This window comes from Coxiella endosymbiont of Ornithodoros amblus, assembly GCF_019425495.1.
Taxonomy (GTDB): Bacteria; Pseudomonadota; Gammaproteobacteria; order Coxiellales; family Coxiellaceae; genus Coxiella.
In genome coordinates this window covers 113,058-130,021 of record NZ_VFIV01000001.1, presented here as the reverse complement: position 1 = coordinate 130,021, position 16,964 = coordinate 113,058, and the positions used below count along the sequence as shown (strand labels likewise).

Genomic DNA, 16,964 nt, shown 5'->3' with positions numbered 1-16,964 from the left:
TCTTTTCGTCAAAACTGATTGTTGACACAACAACCCAGGGCCTATACGTATGGAGCAAAGCAGAATACGGGAAAATAATGATCTCGTCTATCGCCCCCGTATTTCGCTGCGCTCATAGGGGGTACGGCTTCGTAAAATTGCCTGCGCCTCAAAGGTTGAGATGTGTGGATTAACTTTACCTTAACAAAACTTGATTGTACTGTAATTAATACGCTAGAGTAAAAGAGGTTTACTATGTCGCGGCAAGCAACAGACTCAAAAACACTAAATTTATCGGAACTTTTAACCAATTTTATTGAGCAATGGAATCAGGCAGTGGAGTACCTTGAAATCGATGCCGACTTCTATTCTATCTATGAAAAAAAGATTGAAAGAATGTGAATCAAATGAATCATACGTGATGGCAGCTTTTCAAAAACAATTGCTTAACTCCTCGATTGAGAAACTTAATGACCGAAGTTACAAACTTTCCTCCAGCAAATTAAAGATAATAGCTTATTAAGTTTGTAATGAATTTTATCTACCTTCCCGTAACTTGCCAACAGCTTTAAATGCCCTAGCCATGATGGAAAATCTTCCTTTTCTACCTCGTAATAAAGATCTTTTTAACTACATTAAAAGAATACATCGAAAAATTCGGGACTGTTGTTATTGCTTGCCTCTTAAGCTTTTGTTAGATCAAATAAATTTTTACCGGCCCGAGCTATTTTCAAGTCTAAAAGCACACCTTAGATACTAGCCCAACTATTGTGTTAGTTTTTATATAATTGCACCATGCAAAGTAAGTCTACCCATGATGAATTGAAAAGAATGGGAAGTGCTCAGCAATAATGATGAAGGTCGTGTGTATTAGAAAAGGGGCGGCAGAGGAAGAGAAACCAGGCAATGGTGTAATTGAAACATGTAGATTTTGGGTCAACCAAGGAAGAAAAAACGCTTCTTCTTTTTGGTCTATGCGAGTGTTAGATTTTTTATGCACGGAAAAAATTTATTTATTGGAAAAAATCTTCAAAAAAAGATAACGAATTTTAAAAAGAAGAGGACGACAATCAACAAAAAACAGTTTAAATATTTACTACAAGCGCTCAATAACAATTGGAAGACCAAAACATTCATGTTATGACAACCGATTTCTATCTACATTCACTACTGGGAAAGTAGATGGCTATCTTAAGCAATTAGCTGAATGTTTTTTATTAGAAAATGTATATAGTTCATTTCCAAAATGAAGCAGACAACCTTATGATGTCATTTTTGGACGACTTATTTGAGATAACGCCGGAAATCGCTGCTTCGAGGATTTATGCATTTTTATCCATTTGTGGAGAAAACGGAGTAATTCTACCTGCTTGTACGCTGGAATAATGACGATCTCTAATCCATACAACGAAATTAGGCGACAAGTAGCTAGACAAATAAGATTGATCAGAGCTTCGAAGGCTGTCTTCGCAAAAGGTCTTGCGAGGCTCGGGGGCTTAATAGATGTCAAACCGCTTGTCAGCGTAAACTCGGCATACATTGGTGAAACACGCCGCTTAGGCAGGCATTGCGGATGTTATCTTTTCTTACTAAGCAGCAACTAAAGATTCTCTTCTCACTAATCACGACGCCGAAAGCAAAAATCATCTCTTCACTTCTTCCCCCAAAGGGTAAGCAACAATGAGGCGTCTCAAGGAGGAAAAATGAGAATTTTTTTTTAGCTTAACAAGTCTGTTAATTTTTTACTTATTTTTTAAACTAATAAATCGGATATTAATAGTCAATTCTACCTGATCCGCTATGTACGTGGCTAGTAGGCCGCCAAAAGGACAAAATCGAAAGCGCTATTCGTTAGATTATTTATGGAAGAATTCGAAACTTTTATTACCATCTGGAATAGATAAGCTAACTAACTAACATTTAGGATGTTCCTATATTCATCATCTTTATGATAGACGACTTGAAGAGAGTGGGCTGTTGACAAAGGAGAAAGGACTGGATTCAAAGAGATTAGCTGTAATTTCTTTAAGCAGGTGCTTGCTTGAATTTTTTGTCAAAAGATAAAAGCGATCTTCTCTCTTCTCTCGTTAACAAAATTGTCCGAGTCTGTCTGTAAGATCTTTGAGTTACCTTCTGCGGAATCAAAAACTTTTATCAATTCTTACAAAGAGTTGGATAAATTCAATGGGCGTTTGGAACAGGGGTCCGTTTTTTCCTCCTATGTCAGGAAATTATAAGAATGCGATTATTATAGAATGCTAAGCTTAGACGAAATGGCTGCATTGACTAACCAAATCGTTTCTCTTGCTGAAGAGTTGAACAAACTTCAACCCCAGAGCACACCGCCTGGGAAAATTTCATAGTTACTTTGTCAATTTTTAATTTTAACTACAGAAATTGAGGTGATTTTACTCGATTTGAATATGAAAGAATGGAAGACACTAAATAACAATAATACAAAAACATGGTTAAATCTTGAGAGTAGACGGAAAGCAATAAAGGCAGTTGATATGGGGTCTGAAAATGCTGTTTCGTGTAACAATAGCCAGAGTTGGCGATAACTCTTAGAAGAAATAAACGGCTGGGGCCACTCTAATGAAAGATTATCCTAGATTGGCGTAATAAAGAAAAAATCTTCTCGCGCTCGCCATGTATTTTACAGTTATATGCTTCAAAAAACACATTATAACGCCTGAATTTGAAAAGAAGTTAAGGGAGAAAACAATGAAAGTTAATTAACACTTTGTTGGGACGTCAACAAGAAAAAAGATTCCCGATAAAAATAAATTTCTTGTGCTCGAATAGCTGTTATCTCGGGCAGAAGTCGAAGTAAAAGGAGAAGATGATTCGGCTAGACAGTACCATATCCTTCCACAAGCGGTAAAGGCTAAAAACTTAAACTCCCTTATCTCAGCGCAGGCGGGAGTCTAGCTCGCTTTTATGACCCAGCGCACTACGTGCGCTCTGGGTCCTCCCGCCTGCGTGCGCGGGAACGAAACCAAAGCTGGATGCTTATAAAGGTTTTATGGCTATTTCCAAGGCCTGCATAAACCATGGAGTGAAGCGGCTGGGGTTTTCTTTGAGTTCGTTTTTAAGTTCTGAAACGCGAATCCAACGGACGGCACTGATTTCTTTTTTATTGAAATCAATGGCGTCGGCATCGGTGAATCCGATGAGAACATGGTCGTATTCGTTTTCAATTAGTTTGTTGCCGACCGTGGCTGTATAACGAAATTCACCCACTCTTTTTAAAGCAATTTTTAAGCCTGTTTCTTCGAAAAGGCGTCTTTCGCCACCGGTAATAATGTCTTCATCCGGACGAGGGTGGCTGCAACAAGTATTTGTCCATAATCCACCGCTGTGATATTTCTCAGGATGGCGCTGTTGAAGCAATAACTGCCATTCATTATTTTTACGAGAAAAAATAAAAACAGAAAAAGCGAGGTGTAGTTTACCTTCTCGGTGTGCTTTTATTTTTTCTTCAATGCCAAGACGGCAGTCATTTTCATCGACTAAAACAACGTGTTCTTCCATACTTGTTTTAAAAGGAGAGATAATTTCAATTTCCGGAAAAGATTTTTTTATTTTTTCTTTGTTCGATTCTAAAAATAATAATTTAATGTTGGGCCCTGCGTCTTGCGTAAAATAAATTTCTGTTCCAGTTTCGCGAAGAGACCATATTTTTTGCGTCACTGTAATAGTTTTCTGTGAAGAATATAATAACGGTGGCCAAGCAGCGAGCATGGTGGCGTGCATGGCTAAGGCGTTTGATTCGGCCGTTTGTCCTAAAAGTTTGAAATCTTTTTTTGCGATGGCTTTTTTCAGTTGCGTAAGATCGCAGTTCGCTTTTTCCGGCCAAGCAGAGTAAAGCGGGGAAGTGGTAACCGTGCGCCTCATTCCTTCACGAGAACTCACCGTTTTTGGCTTCTTGTTAAGGATGCAAAGCCCAATGCAGAGTTCAGGCCAATCTTCTACTAATGGTTCGGCATAACTATCCATGCCGTCGATATCTTTTCCACAATGCCACTCGACGAAGCCATTAAAAACAGAACGACAAGCGCTGCCGCTGCCCAGGCGCGCTAAAATAGATAAAGATTTTCTATCCAATTGCCATTCGAAAAAATTATCCAACGCTTTTACAATTGCTGCGTAAGCGCACGCCGATGAAGCAAGGCCAGCCGCGAGCGGAATATTGAAATTTAATTCTAAGTGGTATTTGACACCGAGAAAATTAAATGCCTCTAAAAAAGCTAATAATTTTTTGGCGTTGGTCGATTGTATCGCTACGGATTGGTTGTTAATGATTAGTTCATGTTGATTGGTGGAAGAGGGTGAAATTGCTGCTGTTGCGCCTTTATTACCGAGAGAAATCGATAAACTGGATGTGACCGGTAAATTAAGTTCTAAATTTCGTTTCCCCCAATACTTGCATAAAGCGATATTTGAAGCGGCAAACGCACAGCCAAACGATCGGGGCAATTTTAAGCGGTGTGAAAGTAATTGGTGGAAAATCTGGTTACGCATCGACAGTGACTCCTTCCGCCGCAACGCTAAGGACGATTTGTTTAATACCCAATTTTTTTTCAGTATTATTTCGTGGAAATCGATCGGATTTTAGTATACCGATGCCAATGACACAGTCGCCTAGACCAGCACCGGATATTTTAGCGCCGAAAATTGTTGGCTGTTTGCGTAACCCTTCAATAAGAGACTCTAAAATTTCATTACTGACGCCTAAAGTAGTCATCAGTTCTTGCCCTAAATTTAACAAGCGCCCCAGGGCAACCCAATTTTTTGAATTTATTATTTTAATGGCTTGTACAGTTAATTCATTTATGCGTTCATCAATTTGTTGATAAAAATCCGGTTGTTTTTGTCGGCGCTGGTTAACAATGTCAATCGCTCGTGCGGTTGTCAATTTTTTGCCGGAATAAATAGCAGTAATTGGCGGTATTGGCTTGAGTGAGGCGACAGAAAAGGGTGGGTTAGAAAAAGCAAGCACACCGCCGTAAACACTCGCCGCACAATCAGCACCCGATCCTTTTCCTTGTATGGTTTTGATGACAGTCAGGGCTTGTTGCCATAAGTCGTTTTTTGTCATTGACATTTGGAGCCATGCGTTCAATGCTGTTAATAATGCAACGGTGACCGCGGCAGAACTTCCTAAGCCGATCGCCGGGGGTAAAGTAGATTTAATATTAATATCGCATCCGCTCGGTAGTTTTTTTGAAGCTAGCGCCGCGAGGACAAATTCAAAAGGGGGAGAGAGTTTAATAGATTGACAATCCAAAGTTAGGTTTCCGAGTGGTGAGTCGATATTAATTTTTTCATCACGGCGCGGACTAAGGGATATTGAAATAAATTTATCTATCGCAGCTACAATTGCTATTTTTCCTTGCAACACCGCGTATTCGCCAAACAACATTAAACTGCCTGGGGCTTTGGTTTTATAAATCACGCTAATTTTTCTCTTTAATTTTCTGCATCACAAATTACAGTCCTTTCAATTTTAGACTTCGCCATTCTCGCGCAGCGGGGATGACGGCTTTAACCTTGTTATTCGATAATACAAGTCCCTTGGCTGTCGGTTTGAATCGGGATGATGGAGTAGCCGTACTGTTTTGCTAAATCCGTAATGAGATCATCAGCGATGACTAAAACAATACCCCCATTATCGCCCACAACACTACCAGCGCCACAAATTTTTGCAGCACCGCCAAGTTTTTCCACGTCAATAACAAAGTCATTAATTTTATTGGGGACAACGCCAATCGTTCGTAATAGTCGATGATTTTCTCGAATGCAGCTTTTAATGCTGCTGTTATTGTGATTTTGTAAAGCTTGATCAAGAGCATTAGTCACCGCAGAAAAATCTTCGCCAATTCTACTACTCTTAAAAAAAGGAGTGGCCTGAGAGATGCATTCACCGGTACTGCTTTGTGGGCAACCCGTTTGTATTAATTGCATTGGAAAATTAGGGATAGGACGCTTTTCAAATTGCCCTTTTTCATAACGCAGGCAACCACCGTAATAGACAGTATGCACATCGAGACCGCTTGAATAGCCATGCTGCAAATTTTCTGATTCCACACCGAGAGACAAATAGTCTTCCAAATGTAAATCCATCCCAAGAAATTGCGTCAGTGTATAGATCAAACTTACAACACTGGCAGCGGAGGAACCCATTCCACAACCGACGGGAATGTTGGAATCAGTGATGATATCAATGCCCGTTGGCAATTTATTTTTTAATCGATCAAGAACGTTAATGAAGGTGAAAAGTGACAATTCAAAAGGTTTTTGCAGCACTTCCCGAATACTCAAGTGACCCAAGTTGTATTTATAGTATTGCTTTTTGAGTTTTCTTTTTAAGTTGCGAAGTGCCTGTAAAGTGACTTCCCGACGAAAATCAATTCCCATAAAATGAAAAGAAAAATGCAGCGGTAAAGACCAGCGCACCGTGGCTTCCATGTAACGGTTAATAGCCACTGAAAGCGCGGGCTGACCATAAATCACGGCGTGTTCGCCGGAAAGAATTAATTTCGCAGGTGTTCGGGTTTTTAAAAATTCTTTTTTCATGTGACATTTGTGGCTAAGGAACGCTCAAATTTTTCATGCGCGCGCATCAATTCGCCTGGATTTGTTTGGGCGGCCAACAAGGACAGTTCTCCACACCATACGGTTGCAGCGACGATAATAGCTAAGCGTCGGGCGCTTTGGCCTGGGATTTGATTATCCAGGCAACCTAAAAGGCGCAGGTGCTTTTTTACAAAATCGTAATGCTTACCATTGCCTATCGTTCCTACAATGATATTAGGCAACGTGACGGAAAAATAAAGGTCACCATTGCGCAATTCAGCATGCGTAAATCCTTGGGAACCTTCGACAATGTTGGCGACATCTTGGCCAGTGGCGAGATAAATTGCGTAGAGCAAGTTAGCAAAGTGGGCGTTTGCTGTGCGAAGAGCGCCGGAAACAATCGACCCCATCAGATTTTTTTTGACGTGAAGATTAACGATGGCTTCGGGTGTGGTTTTTAAACGTTCTTGACAAACAGCACGAGGAATTAACATGTCGGCGATGACATATTTTCCGCGTCCTAAAATTCCGTTGATAACGGAGACTTTTTTATCCACACACATATTTCCTGAAATGGAAACATAGCGAAGACCGGGATATTTTTTAAGCATCCAGTCGATGACGGCATCAGCAGCTTTGGTGAGCATATTGTGGCCTGACGCATCGCCCGTGGTCGCTTCTAGGCGCAAAAATAAGAGAGTTCCTACGATTTGGGCGTGCCAACTCATGTTCCGGCAAAAACGGCTGGTGCTTGAAACCACTTCAGTCAAGGCGTCGTGGCGGTTAAGGTCATCAAGAACCGTCTTAACTGAATAAGCATCCGCACCTTCGAGCAGGACTGATCGTGTCATGCGATCATCAAGGACTAAACAATAAAGCCCACCACAACGCCGTGTGACGCTCGCGCCTCGATTAGTTGATGGCCACACCGGTGTTTCAAATGTCGCCAGTGGAACTTCAACTTCAGCGTTGACTTCAGAACCGATAATCTTAATCGGACCAATGAATTGTAGAGGTATTGGGATCGTTTGCATGCTGGGATGATACACAAATGGGAAAGGCATTGCCACTTGCGCTCAGCTAAATTAACTGTAGCCCGTATTCGGGTTCGCTGCTTTACTAATAGGTTGCTTAACTATGGATAATCATAAATCGGGTGTTATAATGCCTGCTCATTTAGGGTCCTGAAGGGACGACCTGAAATTCTACAGCAAAATTAGGAAAAAGGTGCCCCCTATCATGAAATTTCGTAAACGTTTTCTGTTGGTTATTACCTTTATCATTTTTTGTATTCCTTTCACTTTAACTGCCTACGGTTTTCTGGCCCGTTCTATTCAGATCAAAGGATTAAAACGTATTTCGGCGGATACCGTTCGCAGTTATTTGCCTATCCATGAGGGACAAGAATACACGGTGCAACGGGGCCAACAGATTCTTCAATCGTTGTATCGAATGGGCTTTTTTGAAACTGTGCGATTATCCCATCGCGGGAACGCGTTAGTTATTAGCATGAAGGAGCGCCCAATTATTAGTCTTATTCGCATCAGTGGCAATAAAGCCATCAGCACAAAAAAATTGCGACCTATCTTAAATAAGCTAAATATTTCAGAAGGACAGCCCTACGACCCTGCAAAACTCCATGAAATTGAGGTCGGATTAGAGCAACAGTATGGTGCAATGGGTTATCATGCGGCGATCGTTTCTACTCAGGTAGTAAAAGAGACCAAGAATCGAGTAGCGCTTTGCATCCACATTGATGAAGGCGGTATTGCCAAAGTAGGTTCCATTCAATTTGTAGGTAACCGAGCTTTTAGCGCGAGAACGCTCCGTAACCAATTCAAACTCACCACACCAGGGTTATTTACTTGGATCTCTCATCGTGATCGGTACTCTCAAGTTAAATTAGAAGAAGATTTGCAACATTTATCAGAGTTTTATTTAAATCATGGTTATTTGCGTTTCCGCGTGGTTTCACACGATGTGCAATGGTCGCCGGATAAAAAACACGTTTATATTAGGATCCATTTAGTGGAGGGCCCTATTTATCATCTGAGTGGCTACACTATTACCGGGGAAACCTATGGATTTAACGATCAATTGTACCAATTAATTAAATTAGAAAGGGGAGATATATTTTCTCGCCAGGTGATCATTGATACAAATAAAGTCATCGGAGATTTTCTGGGTGATAGAGGTTACGCTTTTGCTCGAGTTAATGTGATCCCGACCATCGATGACCAGCAACATTTAGTGCATTTGACTTTTAACGTCACGCCAGGCGAACGCGTGTATGTTCGCCGAATCAGTTTTTTTGGTAACCAGCGTACCGACCAAGAAGTGTTACGTCGGGAAATGCGGCAATACGAAGGCAGCCTTTATTCTTTGTCTAAAATTGAAGAATCAAAGCGGCGACTCGAATTGTTAGGTTATTTATCGGATGTAAAATACACGCCGAAAATTGTCCCCAACTCCCCCGATCAAGTGGATTTAAATTATCACGTAAAAGAAATCGCAGCGGGGAGGGCGAGTATCCAAGGAGGTTATTCCAATGCTTACGGGTTCTTGTATGGCGCGAGCATTTCAGAGCCCAATTTTATGGGGACCGGAAAATATGTATCGATTGGATTCCAAAATAGCCAATATCAACAGAATTATTTTTTCTCGTATAATAATCCGTACCACACGACGTGGGGATTGCAACGGGGATTTTTGATCTATTATTCACGGGTGAAACCAAATGCCAAACTTAATCTCTCCTCATATGTAAAAGATGGTTATGGAGGAGATGTTACCTATGCTTATCCCGTTTCGGAACGGAATTCTATCGGCTTTGGTTACGGTTTTGAGCATGTGAAAATTAGCCAGGTCGACCCGGCCATTGCAGTGCCAAGTGTGTTAGCGTTCTTGGGAACAACCAACGGCGTTCAGAATACCAGTCGATACTATGACCAATTTAAATTAAACGGCGGCTGGACATACAACGGACTCGATCGGGCTATTTTCCCCACCAAAGGATTATATACGGGTGTTGGGTTGGAGATCAGTGTTCCCGTGTTAAAATCGAGTTTAGGTTATTACTTGGCGACTTATTCTGTCAAGTATTATCAGCCGGTTTGGCATGGCTTTATCCTTAATCTGCTAGCCATGCTGGGTTACGGTGATGGCTTTGGTCACGATCGATTACCATTTTTTAAAAACTTTTATGCGGGGGGTATTGGATCTGTTCCTGCTTTTTCACCTAACTCGTTAGGACCTAAAAACCGTTACAATAGTTTTGGTGCTATAGGTGGTAACTTGGAAACTATTTTCGGTGTGCACTTGATATTGCCGAAATTTGTTAGTGAAAGGGTACGTACCGCCATTATTTTTGATGCTGGAAATGTCTTCCAAGTGCCGTGTTTCCCCGGAGATATTGCTGTCCCTGCGAGAGCAACTATCACCGATCCAGAGGCCGCTACGCGTCCGCAGATTATTCAAGACGATCGTTTTTCGTTGAAGAACCTGCGTCCCTCCCTGGGGCTTGCTGTGGAATGGTATACACCTTTAGCGCCGATCGACCTCACGTTGGCATTCCCATTGAACCGCCGGCCCGGGGATAATTTCCAAGCATTCCAGTTTTCTTTTGGAGTGAGCTTGTAAAAAACGGTTTGGGAAAGGTTGGTTTAAACAAAAACCTGAACTATAATGACGTCTACTTGTTTTTAAGGAGAACCTCATGATTAAACACTTGTTATCTGCTATCTGTTTATTTGTAGCCATGATTTGGAGTGTAGCTGCTGTTGCCCAAACGGTTGGGCTTGTTGATATGCGTCAGATTTTTCAAACCGCACCGCAGATTAAGGACATCAATATGCGATTAGAAAAACAATTTTCGCCGCAGCGAGAAAAAATGACTAAATTAACTCAATCACTGCAACAGAATCTTCAAAAATTAAAGCGCGATGAGGCGGTGATGAGTAAAAAAGAGGCTGGAAATTTGCGTAAAGAAATTCAAAATGATGAAAGTACGCTTCGCCAGCAACAACAACAGTTTCAACAAGAACTGTTCGTGGCGCAAAATAAAGCCATGTCTGGTTTTATGTCTAAGGTTAACGGTGCGGTAAAGAGGGTGGCTGAGAGAGAAAATCTCGATCTCGTTTTGCCTAAAGATACCGTACCTTATGCTAGAAACAGTAAGGATATTACTTCAAACGTTGTATCAGCATTGAAATAAAATATAGTTAATGACAAGAGGTTTAACTTACTCGTTAACTGAATTAGCAACCGCCATCGGCGCTACTGTCCAAGGCGATGGCGATTGCAAAATTCATAATGTTGCTCCTATTGCGTATGCTAAACCAGGTGAAATTAGTTTCGTAACAGATCATCGTAAGTATCGAAAATATTTAACACAAACAAAAGCTTCTGCTATTTTGTTGGATGAAAAATTAGCCTCTCGGTGCCCGGTTAACGCTTTGGTGATGTCCAATCCCAAATTGGGTTTTGTCAAATTGTTAACTTTATTGCGACCTCAATCAGTTCCCACGTGTGGCATTCATCCGACGGCGGTGGTAGGGGAGGGTTGCCAGATCGATGCCAGTGTTCACATCGGCGCTCAGGTGGTCATCGAAGAAGAGGTGGTCATTGGGCCGCATACTTTGATTGGTGCAGGCGCTAGCATTGGCCGCGGAAGCCAAATTGGATCCGATTGCTGTTTGTACAGCCGGGTTACACTTTATTCTCAAACGAGAATAGGAGATCGAAGTATTATTCACAGTGGGGCTGTTATCGGGGCTGATGGTTTTGGTTTAACCCAAGACGAGAAAGGGGAATGGATGAAAATCCCCCAAGTAGGCCGTGTAATCATTGGAGACGATGTGGAGATTGGTGCCAATGCGACTATTGACCGGGGGGCATTGGGTGATACAGTGATTGGTAACGGAGTAAAGATAGATGATTTAGTGATGATCGCCCATAACGTCCGCATTGGCGATCATACGGTCATTGCCGGTTGCGCTGGCGTTGCTGGCAGCACGACGGTTGGGCGCCACTGCATGATCGGCGCTTCCGCCGGATTAAATGGCCACATTGAAATTTGCGACAACGTTATTATTACCGGGATGGGCATGATTCAAAAATCGATTACCAAACCGGGCATTTATTCTTCAGGAACAGGGATGCAAACTAACCGAGAATGGCGCAAAAGCGTCATCCGTTTTTGGCAACTGGATGAGCTAGCAAAACGCTTAAAACGATTAGAGAAACTGATACGATGAACGTCATGAATATTACAGAGATTAAAAAATACATTCCTCACCGTTATCCTTTTCTGCTCATTGATCGAGTAATCAAAATAGAAAAAGATAAATCCCTAGTCGCCATTAAAAATGTCACGGTGAATGAACCCTTTTTTACGGGACATTTTCCTGTACGACCTGTCATGCCAGGTGTTTTGATTATTGAATCGTTGGCGCAAGCCGCTGGCATTTTAATTGTTAAATCGTTAAATTTGCCAGAAGACCACAAAGACATTTATTTTTTTGCCGGAGTAGATAACGCTCGTTTTAAGCGCGTCGTTGAGCCCGGAGATCAATTAACTTTAGAGGTGAAAGTATTAAAAGTTCACCGCGGTCTATGGAAGTTTGAAGGGAAAGCGACAGTGGACGACCAGCTCGCTTGTAAAGCCGAGTTGATGACAATTAAGGGATAAAAGTGTGATTGATGAACGAGCCATTATTCATCCGAGCGCGACGATCGGTTTAAACGTCACCATTGGTCCTTGGACGCTAATCAAAGAAAATGCCATCATTGGCGATGGCACTGAAATTGCAGCCCATGTTGTGATCGACAAGAACACTATCCTCGGTAAGAGAAACAAAATATATTCTTATGCCTCCGTTGGTTCCGATCCCCAGCACCTCAGTTATAAAGGCGAAGAATCTTGCCTTGAAGTGGGTGATAATAATGTTATTCGTGAATTTGTAACGATCAACCGAGGGACAAAAGAAGGTCATTCTGTAACACGCATTGGTGACAATAATTATTTGATGGCTTACTCGCACGTGGCTCATGATTGTGTTGTCGGAAGCAACGTTATCTTCGCGAATACTGCCTCTATTGCGGGTCATGTTTCTGTGGGTGATCATGCAATTTTAGGTGCTTTTTCAGGGGTTCATCAATTTTGTCGTGTCGGCGCTTATTGTTTTTTAGGGCGTGCCGCCAAAGTTTATCAAGACATTTTGCCTTATATGTTGGTAACTGGGAACCCGGGCGCGCCTTCAGGATTAAACACAGTTGGCCTACGTCGTCATGGTTTTAATGGGAACACTATGCGTTCCCTGAAGCAGGCATTTCGTTTGATTTATCGAGGAAATCTAGGGTTAGAAGGTATTCGCCTTGAGCTTGAAAAATTGGCCAAAGAAACGCCCGAGGTCAGTCACTTATTGAATATGATTAATACCTCCAGCCGTGGTTTCGCGCGCCATACAAAATGAAAGACGAATGCGTGTGTAAGCGGTTTTTTTATCTACTTAGGATGCTCCTCAAAAAACGCGCCTGTTTAAAACAATTTCTTTCAAACTCAGATTATTGCTTGAGCCGCATTGAGGATTTATCTCTCTCGTATTTAATTCTACTTCAGATTAAATTAGTAGCATTGGATTTTGACGGCGTTTTGTCAAGCCACGGACAGGCGCAGCTAGGGGAATCTGTTATGTTATGGCTAACTCAGCTTGATAAAGAATTTCCCTTAAAGCAAGTCTGTATCTATTCGAATAACCTTTTTGATCAGCGGATTCAATACCTTGAAAACACCTTTCCAAATATCGAAATCATTCGATTTACTAAAAAAAAACCTTATCCTGATGATTTATTAAAAATCGCTGAAAAACGGAAATTGAAACCAAAAGCTATTTTAGTGATTGATGACCGCTTAACTTCAGGTATATTATCTGCCTGCCTCATAGGCGCAAAAGCGTTATTGATTACTAAACCCTTCACCAACTACCGTGCAGCCGCCATTAAAGAACTATTTTTTACTGCTATTCGTTTCATCGAAAGGAAGGTTATCCGATGGTTATGACCTTTATGGCGCTGCGCACGGTGCATTGAATCCCGGCCTGTGCTTCCATGCAAGTTGTTCCACAGACGAGCTCGCCGGAGAATGACAACGTGGATAACGGTTTTTAAGTGAAATAAAACTTATCCCTGCCCATAGTAACAGGAGTTTATGTAGCCCGTATGAGTGCAGTGAAACACGGGATTTAAAAATCTCGGTCGCAAGCGACTGAGATTTCTCATTTTGAATTTCGCCTGGGCGACCCGCGCTAATGGCAGCCAAAGGGGAACATTACACCACTCTCCTTTGGAAACCCTTTCTCTCTTGTCCCTGGTGCCAGCGCCAGAGATTTTCTCTTTAAAATAACATGGGAACAAATTTTGTCCCTGTCCATAAATAGGAAAATTAGCAATATTTAATTTTTGTTTTTGGATGGGGTTTAAGGTTTTATTTTTGCGCTCAAGAATTCCTGGCAACATCCAAAAGCCAGAAAAGCTCAAGCCTGAATTAACTTTAGCATAAGGAAAATAATCCTGCCAGTGTAATTGGCGTTGAAAACATCATAACGGATTTACTTTCCACTAGTTCTTGAACGTAAGTTAAAATTTGATTAATTTCATTATGAAGATTTGATTTTTTTCCAATTCGAAAAACCAAGCTGAGCAATAGTGAAAATTTGCAGTCCCATGAATAAAATACACAGAATAATTGTCTTGCTAGAGTGTTTTAATCGGAGTTGTTGATTTTGAGCTAAAAAGAGAGCTAATAACAAAGTTGAAAAGTTGATCCTGGGAACCTGATGGTAATACCATATTTTTCAAGTGAATAAAAATAACAGACATTGTCGTGAAAAGAAAAAAGTAAAAAAGCGGTTGATAGGAGCTTTTTCCAATTGATAATAAAAAATAGAAACGCAGCTAACTATGAAAATAAACGTGGTACTCCGCTAGCGTTGGTAGCGAATCATTAAATGTGCTGCATAGGGGGAAATTACGAGAGGCAATACCTGCGTAATGTAATTTGGGAAAAACAAGAAAATGATGAGTAAATAAAAGAATAAAAACACAAATTATCATGAGTGATTCGACTCGAAAAACCAAAGCCTAGCTCTTTAATTAAGTAAAATTGAAGCACGACAAATAAAATAAAAAATTGTAGATTTAATGAAAATCCAAATCCTGCTAAAAGACAAACCCATACGATCAAAAAAGGAGGCAGCGATAAATCTTTGTGTTATGCTTGCGTGCCGATAGCTAATAAATAAGACATAATTAATACCATTAAAAAAGGATCGCGATGACTAAATTCAGAGACTGGTAAAATCAGGTAAACCACGGCAAGCGCCAGAAGTAGCATTCCGTGCATCAGCCGATCTTTAGTACCAAACAGTCGATCCGTGAACGAAAAACAAGTAAGAGGCGAAAGGAAGGATATTAAAAATAGATAAACATGAAGCTTAAAATAAGATTATCTTGAAATCAATACTGTATTATTAATAGCGGAGAAAGTAATAAATTAAGAAATTATAAGAGGACAACGTCTAAAAATCTTGGCTGTATGTGCCTTCCTTTAAAAGTCGTTCTGCGGCGAGTAAATGCCAGCCTACATCTCGACTCATGAAAATGTGTCATTGAATGATGGCAGAAAGAAAGCGTAAACACAGCCAAAACAATGAGACAAAAACAGCGTTTTCTGCCTGAAAATGCTCGGCTTTTATGACAACCTCAGTGCTAACGGAAATCGGCTTAGAGAATCGCTTAACGTGAGTTAATACTTTATGGATGGGTTTTTCATAACCCGATAAAGGATGATCGCGATAATATTCGTTAGTAGGGACCCGGTGGCAATCAGCCACTAGGAATGCGCAGGAGCAATGGTGAACTAATAATCCCCAATGATAAAAGCCATTACCAAAAATTGTAATAAATAAAAAGCTTAAGAAGCTTTGCCTAAAAGCTGCATCAGTCGTGTTGGCAGAAAGCGTGTAAGTGTATTTTTTTCGAGGATTAAACCGGCTAATAGTAACGGTACCGCTAGTGGCATACCCAGTTGGCTAACAGCATGCCTAATGGCGTATGGAAACCAAAGGTAAAGCGCCCTCCCTCTATTTTTAAATAAAAGCATTTGAATAAGAATAATGTTGAAGAATTCCACGTAGATTCTTGCTGGTAGTGGTAGGTGTTGTAACCAATGCCAGCACGAGAGGTTTAGCGCAAGCAACATCCCAAGAATAAATTCAAAAAGTCGGTCTAAAAAAGTATAAAACCAAAACAAATTCCAATCACCTAAAAAGTGGTGCCAACCGAGTCTTGCCGCGAGAGAAAATAATAATAAGCTAGTTACATATCCGATTATTATGCTTAACCACTGTATTTTTTGATGAAAGAAGATAAACAGTAGTGAAGCCGAAATATAAAAAGTAAATTCCGTAGCGAGAGATCAAGCTTTGGAAATGCCCGTAAAAAGAGAATTAGTAAAATAACCCTTGAGAAACGTGAGTTAAAGAAACCACTTTTTCCGAGGGTGAGAAAAGAATTGTGGATGCGCTTGCCTTAAATGAAAAACAACCAGCAGCAGCGCCGTTGCTAATAAGATTAATAAAAAACAGACAGGATAAATTCGCGCGAAACGCCGCCACAGAAGACGCCAACACCAGTGGAAGGAAGGGTTTAATGACGGTAACAATTAAATTATAAGCTAAGCGATTAAAAATCTGCTGAGCACATAGAATAGGCTGACGTCGATATAACCCTGCGAGAATATTCACTGTAAAAAGGGGCTAGTCTTTAATTTGAAAATGCAAAAAAACATCAAATGCCGCTAATGCTTGAAGTCCGATTAGCGGCTAAATGAGGTTACGGTTCACGGTAAAAGACGAGGGTTCAGGTAAGAGGGTTATTGCCCTCAGAGTACGTGTAGCTGCCGACAAAGGGAAAATTAGTTTTCCAAAACCCCTCACAGAGTTCATTGCGCCACCTGCGCAAGCTGTACCAAAGGTTTTAGCCGTTGCAGTGGTTAAAGTAGAAGGGTTTCCTTGAAAGTTAGATTTGTTCTTGCTGGTGCTAGCGCATTGGAGTATCACAATGTTATTACATTTAGGTTCATCAGAGGCGATGTCAAAAGTGAAGTTGGTTAACCTTGTATCAAGGTCACAGGCCTTTCCCACAGGAGAAAGCTCCCGTACAAGTACCGCAAGTGGTCGTACCATTGTATCCCATTACTCAATCCAAATGGGCAGTTCCTGCGTCTGGATAGTCAGTCGTTTCAATAGAATCGTAAGTGTTAATATACCAAAGAAAACGACAATGCAATCAAGAAAAAGTCAGCTAGTAATTTTTCATAAAAACTTACATATATTCAAATTGTTAAA

General features: G+C 41.0%; 13 protein-coding genes and 1 pseudogene. 7 read left to right on the top strand and 7 right to left on the bottom strand.

The annotated features are described in order from the left end of the window. Positions 1 to 2,991 precede the first annotated feature (2,991 nt). The 4 genes from mvaD to FIV31_RS00590 form a co-directional block, all read right to left on the bottom strand. Positions 2,992 to 4,503, bottom strand: a complete 1,512-nt coding sequence (gene mvaD / locus FIV31_RS00605; RefSeq protein WP_280123452.1) for a diphosphomevalonate decarboxylase — start codon at positions 4,501 to 4,503, stop codon at positions 2,992 to 2,994. Next, positions 4,496 to 5,437 carry a mevalonate kinase gene (gene mvk, locus FIV31_RS00600; protein ID WP_280123451.1) on the bottom strand — a complete coding sequence of 314 codons (942 nt, stop codon included), beginning with the start codon at positions 5,435 to 5,437 and terminating at the stop codon, positions 4,496 to 4,498. The genes mvaD and mvk overlap by 8 nt, the downstream gene beginning before the upstream one ends. A 98-nt stretch (positions 5,438 to 5,535) precedes the next feature. Then, entirely contained in the window at positions 5,536 to 6,558 is a 1,023-nt protein-coding gene (locus FIV31_RS00595; protein ID WP_280123450.1) for a mevalonate kinase family protein, read from the bottom strand. Beyond that, entirely contained in the window at positions 6,555 to 7,628 is a 1,074-nt protein-coding gene (locus tag FIV31_RS00590; protein ID WP_280123449.1) for a hydroxymethylglutaryl-CoA reductase, read from the bottom strand. Before FIV31_RS00590 ends, FIV31_RS00595 begins: the two co-directional genes overlap by 4 nt. 169 nt (positions 7,629 to 7,797) lie before the next feature. Between FIV31_RS00590 and bamA the strand changes: the two genes are divergently transcribed. The 6 genes from bamA to FIV31_RS00560 all read left to right on the top strand — a co-directional run bounded on the left by bamA (position 7,798) and on the right by FIV31_RS00560 (position 13,618). Further along, on the top strand, positions 7,798 to 10,197 hold the full coding sequence (gene bamA, locus FIV31_RS00585) for an outer membrane protein assembly factor BamA (RefSeq protein ID WP_425278241.1): 2,400 nt from the start codon (positions 7,798 to 7,800) through the stop codon (positions 10,195 to 10,197). 76 nt (positions 10,198 to 10,273) lie between these two features. Beyond that, on the top strand, positions 10,274 to 10,771 hold the full coding sequence (locus FIV31_RS00580; RefSeq protein ID WP_280123447.1) for an OmpH/Skp family outer membrane protein: 498 nt from the start codon (positions 10,274 to 10,276) through the stop codon (positions 10,769 to 10,771). A 10-nt stretch (positions 10,772 to 10,781) separates the two neighbouring features. After that, entirely contained in the window at positions 10,782 to 11,813 is a 1,032-nt protein-coding gene (gene lpxD / locus FIV31_RS00575) for a UDP-3-O-(3-hydroxymyristoyl)glucosamine N-acyltransferase (protein WP_280123446.1), read from the top strand. Beyond that, positions 11,810 to 12,247: a 3-hydroxyacyl-ACP dehydratase FabZ gene (fabZ, locus tag FIV31_RS00570; RefSeq protein ID WP_280123445.1), complete on the top strand. Its 438-nt coding sequence runs from the start codon at positions 11,810 to 11,812 to the stop codon at positions 12,245 to 12,247. Before lpxD ends, fabZ begins: the two co-directional genes overlap by 4 nt. A gap of 4 nt (positions 12,248 to 12,251) precedes the next feature. Then, entirely contained in the window at positions 12,252 to 13,031 is a 780-nt protein-coding gene (gene lpxA / locus FIV31_RS00565; RefSeq protein ID WP_280123444.1) for an acyl-ACP--UDP-N-acetylglucosamine O-acyltransferase, read from the top strand. Beyond that, positions 13,028 to 13,618, top strand: coding sequence for a YqeG family HAD IIIA-type phosphatase (locus FIV31_RS00560; RefSeq protein WP_280123443.1), 591 nt, complete (start codon positions 13,028 to 13,030; stop codon positions 13,616 to 13,618). The genes lpxA and FIV31_RS00560 overlap by 4 nt, the downstream gene beginning before the upstream one ends. Positions 13,619 to 14,007: 389 nt before the next feature. On the opposite strand, the pseudogene FIV31_RS00555 reads toward FIV31_RS00560, so the two are convergent. The 3 genes and pseudogenes from FIV31_RS00555 to FIV31_RS00545 all read right to left on the bottom strand — a co-directional run. Then, positions 14,008 to 15,267, bottom strand: a pseudogene (locus tag FIV31_RS00555) (hypothetical protein); the annotation flags it as partial. A 262-nt stretch (positions 15,268 to 15,529) separates the two neighbouring features. Further along, positions 15,530 to 15,817, bottom strand: coding sequence for a hypothetical protein (locus FIV31_RS00550; RefSeq protein WP_280123442.1), 288 nt, complete (start codon positions 15,815 to 15,817; stop codon positions 15,530 to 15,532). Positions 15,818 to 16,064: 247 nt separating this feature from the next. Continuing rightward, a complete protein-coding gene (locus FIV31_RS00545; protein ID WP_280123441.1) occupies positions 16,065 to 16,361 on the bottom strand; it encodes a hypothetical protein in 297 nt (98 codons plus the stop codon). An 82-nt stretch (positions 16,362 to 16,443) separates the two neighbouring features. On the opposite strand from FIV31_RS00545, the gene FIV31_RS00540 reads away from it, so the two are divergent. Next, on the top strand, positions 16,444 to 16,632 hold the full coding sequence (locus FIV31_RS00540) for a hypothetical protein (protein WP_280123440.1): 189 nt from the start codon (positions 16,444 to 16,446) through the stop codon (positions 16,630 to 16,632). The last annotated feature ends 332 nt before the right edge of the window (positions 16,633 to 16,964 follow it).

Bases quoted from the DNA above. Each gene is read 5' to 3' on its own strand.
- mvaD (WP_280123452.1), bottom strand. From the start codon at position 4,503: ATGCGTAACCAGATTTTCCACCAATTACTTTCACACCGCTTAAAATTG.
- bamA (WP_425278241.1), top strand. From the start codon at position 7,798: ATGAAATTTCGTAAACGTTTTCTGTTGGTTATTACCTTTATCATTTTT.
- FIV31_RS00580 (WP_280123447.1), top strand. From the start codon at position 10,274: ATGATTAAACACTTGTTATCTGCTATCTGTTTATTTGTAGCCATGATT.
- fabZ (WP_280123445.1), top strand. From the start codon at position 11,810: ATGAACGTCATGAATATTACAGAGATTAAAAAATACATTCCTCACCGT.
- FIV31_RS00595 (WP_280123450.1), bottom strand. From the start codon at position 6,558: ATGAAAAAAGAATTTTTAAAAACCCGAACACCTGCGAAATTAATTCTT.
- lpxD (WP_280123446.1), top strand. From the start codon at position 10,782: ATGACAAGAGGTTTAACTTACTCGTTAACTGAATTAGCAACCGCCATC.
- FIV31_RS00540 (WP_280123440.1), top strand. From the start codon at position 16,444: ATGAGGTTACGGTTCACGGTAAAAGACGAGGGTTCAGGTAAGAGGGTT.
- FIV31_RS00550 (WP_280123442.1), bottom strand. From the start codon at position 15,817: ATGTTGCTTGCGCTAAACCTCTCGTGCTGGCATTGGTTACAACACCTA.
- FIV31_RS00560 (WP_280123443.1), top strand. From the start codon at position 13,028: ATGAAAGACGAATGCGTGTGTAAGCGGTTTTTTTATCTACTTAGGATG.